Consider the following 4973-nt stretch of genomic DNA (forward strand, 5'->3'; position numbering starts at 1 on the left):
CGGCTATTTCACCCGCGTCGGCGGTGTTTCCGGCGGCATCTATCAGGGCCTCAACATCGGCACCGGATCGAATGACGACCAGACGCTGGTTGCCGAGAACCGCGCCCGTGTCGCTGCCTGGATGGGCGTGCCGGCAAGCCATCTGTTGACCGCCTGGCAAATCCATTCGCCCGATGTCGTCATTGCCAGGGAGCCCTTTGCCGGCGAGCGCCCCAAGGCGGACGCCATCGTCACCGATCGGCCGGGCATCGCCATCGGCGCCTCGACCGCCGATTGCGGTCCCGTGCTGTTCGCTGATGCGCAGGCGCGCATCATCGGCGCTGCGCATGCCGGCTGGAAAGGCGCGTTCACCGGCGTGCTCGAAAACACCATCCTGGCGATGGAAAGCCTCGGCGCCCGGCGCCAAAACATCGTCGCCGTGCTAGGCCCCTCCATCGGCCCGCGAAACTACGAGGTCGGCCCGGAATTCGTCGCCCGCTTTGTCGAATCCGACGCCGAAAACATCCTCTATTTCGCTCCGTCCGCCAATGCCGGCCATGCGATGTTCGACCTCAACCGCTACACGGTTGACCGGCTGGCCAAGGCAGGCGTGACGGCTGAGGGCCTCGACCGCTGCACTTACGCTGAGGAAGGCCTGTTCTACTCCTATCGGCGCACCACGCATCGCAAGGAGCCCGATTACGGCCGGCAGGTTTCGGCAATTGTCTTGGAGAGGGAATAATGGCGCTGCATTTTGAACGATCTGAATTTGACGCGCGGCGCGACCGGCTGATCATCGAGATGGCCGAAAAGAAGCTCGACGCCATCCTGCTGTTCGCGCAGGAAAGCATGTATTGGCTGACCGGCTACGACACGTTCGGCTTCTGCTTCTTCCAGTGCCTGGTGGTCAAGGCCGACGGTTCGATGGTGCTTCTGACCCGCTCGGCCGACCTGCGCCAGGCACGTCAGACCTCGATTATCGACAACATCGTCTTGTGGACCGACCGCAACGGCGCCAATCCCGCGGTCGACCTGCGCAATCTGCTCAACGAACTCGACCTGCTCGGCGCCCGCATCGGTGTCGAATATGACACCCACGGCCTGACCGCCTTCAACGGCCGCCGCCTGGACGAGCAGTTGCAGACCTTCGGCCAGATCGCCGATGCGTCCGGCATTGTCGGCCGGCTGCGCCTGTTCAAGAGCCCGGCCGAGATAGCCAAGGCCGAGAAGGCCGCCAATCTCTCCGACGATGCGCTCGACGCGGCACTGCCGCTGATCAAGCAAGGCGGCGACGAAGCTCTGATCCTGGCCGCCATGCAGGGCGCGATCTTCGCCGGCGGCGGCGACTATCCGGCCAACGAGTTCATCATCGGCTCCGGCGTCGATGCGCTGCTGTGCCGCTACAAGGCCGGCCGCCGCAAGCTCACCAAGAACGACCAGCTGACGCTCGAATGGGCCGGCGTCTTCAACCACTACCATGCGCCGATGATGCGCACGGTGCTGACCGGCAAGGTGTCGAAGCGCCATCAGGAACTGTTCGACGCCGCCCGCGCAGCACTCCTGGCTGTCGAGAAGGCGATGATGCCGGGCAACAGCTTCGGCGACGTCTTCGATGCGCATGCCCGCACCATGGAGGCACACGGCCTGACCAAGCACCGGCTGAACGCCTGCGGCTATTCGGTCGGCGCCCGCTTCACCCCGTCCTGGATGGACATGCCGATGTTCTACCAGGGCAATCCCGAACCGATCGCGCCCAACATGACGCTGTTCGCCCATATGATCATCATGGACTCCGACACCGAGACGGCGATGACGCTTGGCCGCACCTACCTGACCACCGAATCCCAGCCCAGGCCGCTGTCCCGCCATGATCTCGACTTGATCGTAAAGTGAATCCACAGTGGGAGGCGTTCTTCGCCAAGGAGTTAGAAGGCAAATGAGACGATCGCATGTGACGACCGTGTCATTGCTTGTGGCATTGGCTCTTGCCGCCTGCACCAACGCAAAGGACGTGCTCGAACCGTCGGCGATCACCCCGCCGGCGACGTCGACCCAGACGCTGCCCGCAACGTCAGGCAACACGGCGGCAACGGTTCCGGCCGGGCCCGCCACCAGCACGTCTGGCGCTCCCGCAACCGCCGCCGCACCGGTCACATCAGCCCAAAGCGCTGCCATCCTGTCGAAGACCCGCTTGCAGATCGCGCCGATCGTCGGCGCTTCGGTGGAAGCTGCGACACCTCTGACGGCGGAGTTGCAGACCCGTGCCAGGCAGCGCGGCATCACTCTCGCCGGCAGCGCCGACCAGACCGTGACACATGTGCTGAAAGGCTATTTCTCGACGATGTCGGAAGGCGCCGACACCACCGTCATCTATGTCTGGGACGTCTATGACCCCGCTGGCAACCGGCTGCACCGCATCAATGGCCAGCAGAAGGCTCCGTCGGTCAATTCCGGCGCCAGCGCGGGCGGCGACAGCTGGAAGGGGATCTCGCCGGCCACCATGCAGGCGATCGCCGACCAGACCATCGACCAGTTCGCCGCCTGGCTCGGCGGCAAGGCGGGCTAGAGGCATCGGACCCCAAAGTGGAGACGGTTTTGGGAAAATCCGATGCCCAATGAGAAGAAGAACCAGCACAAGTCCCCTGCTCCCTGTTGCAGTCCGGCGATGGCGCGGAGCTTTCTTGAGTTTAGCCGGCGGATTCCCGATCTCGGCGCTTGCAATACCAGCGCGGGCCGCTAAAAGCCCGGTTAAAGGGCGCAAGCGAGTCCGTCAGGCCTCATCATCCTCCACCAGGAACCGTGCATGAAACTCTTCGCGGGCAATTCCAACAGGGTGCTGGCCGAAGCAGTCGCCCGGTACCTCAACGTCCCGCTGGGCAAAGCCACGGTCAGGCGCTTCGCCGACCAGGAAATCTTCGTCGAAATCCAGGAAAACGTGCGCGGCGAGGATGTCTTCATCCTGCAGTCGACCTCGTTCCCGACCAACGATCATTTGATGGAATTGCTTATCATGATCGATGCCTTCATGCGCTCCTCGGCCAAGCGCATCACGGCGGTCATCCCTTATTTCGGCTACGCCAGGCAGGACCGCCGCGCCTCCGGCCGCACGCCGATCTCGGCCAAGCTGGTCGCCAACATGATCACCCGCGCCGGCGTCGACCGCGTTCTGACGCTCGACCTGCATGCCGGCCAGATCCAGGGCTTCTTCGACATCCCGACCGACAATCTGTTTTCCGTGCCGGTGATGGCCCGCGACGTGAAGGCCAAATACAAGCAACTCGGCAACGTCGTGGTGGTTTCGCCCGACATTGGCGGCGTGGTCCGCGCCCGTGCGCTGGCCAAGCGCTTCGATGCGCAACTGGCCATCGTCGACAAGCGCCGCGAACGGCCGGGCGAATCGGAAGTCATGAACATCATCGGCGCGGTCGCCGGCAAGGATTGCCTGCTGATCGACGACATCGTCGATTCCGGCGGCACGCTGTGCAACGCCGCCGATGCGCTGCTGGCCAACGGCGCCACCAGCGTCACCGCCTATATCACCCACGGCGTGCTGTCGGGCGGTGCCGTTGCCCGCATCAGCGGCTCGAAGCTGCAGGAACTGGTGATCACCGATTCCATCCAGCCGACCCAGGGCGTGCTCGACGCGCCCAACATCCGCGTCATCTCGATCGCCGACCTGATGGGCGAAGCCATCTCGCGCACGGCGACTGAGGAATCGGTGTCCAGCCTGTTCGACTAAACCCGCCTGCCCTTAAGGCGCGGAGCTTTCCAACCGAACCGGGCCGATCAGGCGACGAGCGACCTCGACGTTCTCGCGTGCGCCGCGCATATAGCCGCGCGGCGAGGTCCCCAGCATGCGCTTGAACATGGTGATGAAGGCCGGCACGCTGTCATAGCCGAGATCAAGCGCCACCCTGGTGATCGGCTCGCCGTCCGCCAGCCTGGGCAGCGCCGCGAACAGGCAGGCCTGCTGGCGCCATGTCGACAGCGACAGGCCGGTCTGGCGCTGGAAGGCGCGCGTGAAGGAACGGCGGCTCATGCCGGCTGCATCGGCCCACTCGTCGATGGTCGCATGCGGCGACGGTGCTGCGACGAAGCGTCGGCACAGCGCCGACAATCTTGGATCGGACGGAAATGGCAGCCCGAGAGGCCGTTCCGGCAAGGTCGGGATTTCGTGCAGCAGAAGGTTCATGATCAGCCCACCGCGTCCTTCCAGAACGCCGCCTTGCGGGAGCTTCTCCGATTCCACGATCAGGCTGTGCATCAGGTCGGTGACGCCGACGACGCGCAAGCCTTCGGGCAGCCCGGGGATCGCCTGTGGCATGACATAAACCGAACGCATCGAGACGTCGCCCAGCATCTCGACGGAATGCTCGGTGCCGGCTGGAATCCACATCGCGTGGTCGGGCGGCACCATCCAGCGCCCGTAGCGTGTCGTCACCAGCACCACACCGACAAGCGCATGCAAGAGCTGGCTGCGGCTGTGGCGGTGCTGTGGCACGCGGTAGCCGTCAGGATATTCGGTCGGCAATGCCACCGCCGGCCCGGCCACTTGCTCAAGCCACTGCCAGCGGCTCTCGTGCAACTGGCCGAGATTGGCATTGCCAGCGTGAAAGACTTCTTTGCCGTGCGGCATCTAGTTATGGCCCACTTGCGAAACTATTGGACCAAACCACGAAAGAAGTCGTCTCGCAAGCGGCTTATAAGGCACCGTCCCTAGGGTGGCCGCAAGGAGCGTCCGCCAGTTGCCTGCGGGCGTGCCCGCCAAAAAGACCACGGAGCCTACCTTGACCGATACGACAGCAGCCAGCGTCGCCCCACCGGCGAGCGCCAGTCACGCCTCAGCCCAGGCGACGGCCTTCACCGTCATCCTGGCGGTGAGCTTCTGCCACTGCATCAACGACATCATGCAGTCGCTGCTATCGGCCATTTACCCGCTCCTGAAAGAGAATTATGGCCTCGATTTCTGGCAGATCGGCTTGTTGACCTTCACT

At 64.1% G+C, this 4973-nt stretch carries 5 protein-coding genes and 1 pseudogene; 5 read left to right on the forward strand and 1 reads right to left on the reverse strand.

What is annotated here, in order from left to right; all coding sequences use genetic code 11:
• From pgeF to EN879_RS02225, 4 genes are all read left to right on the forward strand, one after another.
• The coding region (pgeF, locus tag EN879_RS02210; protein WP_127273933.1) for a peptidoglycan editing factor PgeF at nucleotides 1-721 on the forward strand (721 nt) is incomplete at its 5' end.
• Nucleotides 721-1872, forward strand: coding sequence for a Xaa-Pro peptidase family protein (locus EN879_RS02215; RefSeq protein WP_013530004.1), 1152 nt, complete (start codon nucleotides 721-723; stop codon nucleotides 1870-1872). The genes pgeF and EN879_RS02215, both read left to right, overlap by 1 nt.
• A 43-nt stretch (nucleotides 1873-1915) precedes the next feature.
• A complete protein-coding gene (locus tag EN879_RS02220; RefSeq protein ID WP_063168841.1) occupies nucleotides 1916-2545 on the forward strand; it encodes a hypothetical protein in 630 nt (209 codons plus the stop codon).
• Nucleotides 2546-2782: 237 nt separating this feature from the next.
• Nucleotides 2783-3718, forward strand: a complete 936-nt coding sequence (locus EN879_RS02225; RefSeq protein ID WP_013530002.1) for a ribose-phosphate pyrophosphokinase — start codon at nucleotides 2783-2785, stop codon at nucleotides 3716-3718.
• Between the two features lie 12 nt (nucleotides 3719-3730).
• Here EN879_RS02225 and EN879_RS02230 read toward each other — a convergent pair whose 3' ends face one another.
• Entirely contained in the window at nucleotides 3731-4615 is an 885-nt protein-coding gene (locus tag EN879_RS02230) for a helix-turn-helix transcriptional regulator (protein WP_013530001.1), read from the reverse strand.
• A 151-nt stretch (nucleotides 4616-4766) separates the two neighbouring features.
• Here EN879_RS02230 and EN879_RS39685 point away from each other — a divergent pair.
• Nucleotides 4767-4973: pseudogene (locus EN879_RS39685) on the forward strand (MFS transporter); the annotation flags it as partial.

Source organism: Mesorhizobium sp. M7A.F.Ca.AU.002.02.1.1 (assembly GCF_003998535.1).
GTDB lineage: Bacteria > Pseudomonadota > Alphaproteobacteria > Rhizobiales > Rhizobiaceae > Mesorhizobium > Mesorhizobium ciceri.

Coding starts and splice junctions, on each gene's coding strand:
- EN879_RS02215 (WP_013530004.1), top strand. CDS start 721: ATGGCGCTGCATTTTGAACGATCTGAATTTGACGCGCGGCGCGACCGG.
- EN879_RS02220 (WP_063168841.1), top strand. CDS start 1,916: ATGAGACGATCGCATGTGACGACCGTGTCATTGCTTGTGGCATTGGCT.
- EN879_RS02225 (WP_013530002.1), top strand. CDS start 2,783: ATGAAACTCTTCGCGGGCAATTCCAACAGGGTGCTGGCCGAAGCAGTC.
- EN879_RS02230 (WP_013530001.1), bottom strand. CDS start 4,615: ATGCCGCACGGCAAAGAAGTCTTTCACGCTGGCAATGCCAATCTCGGC.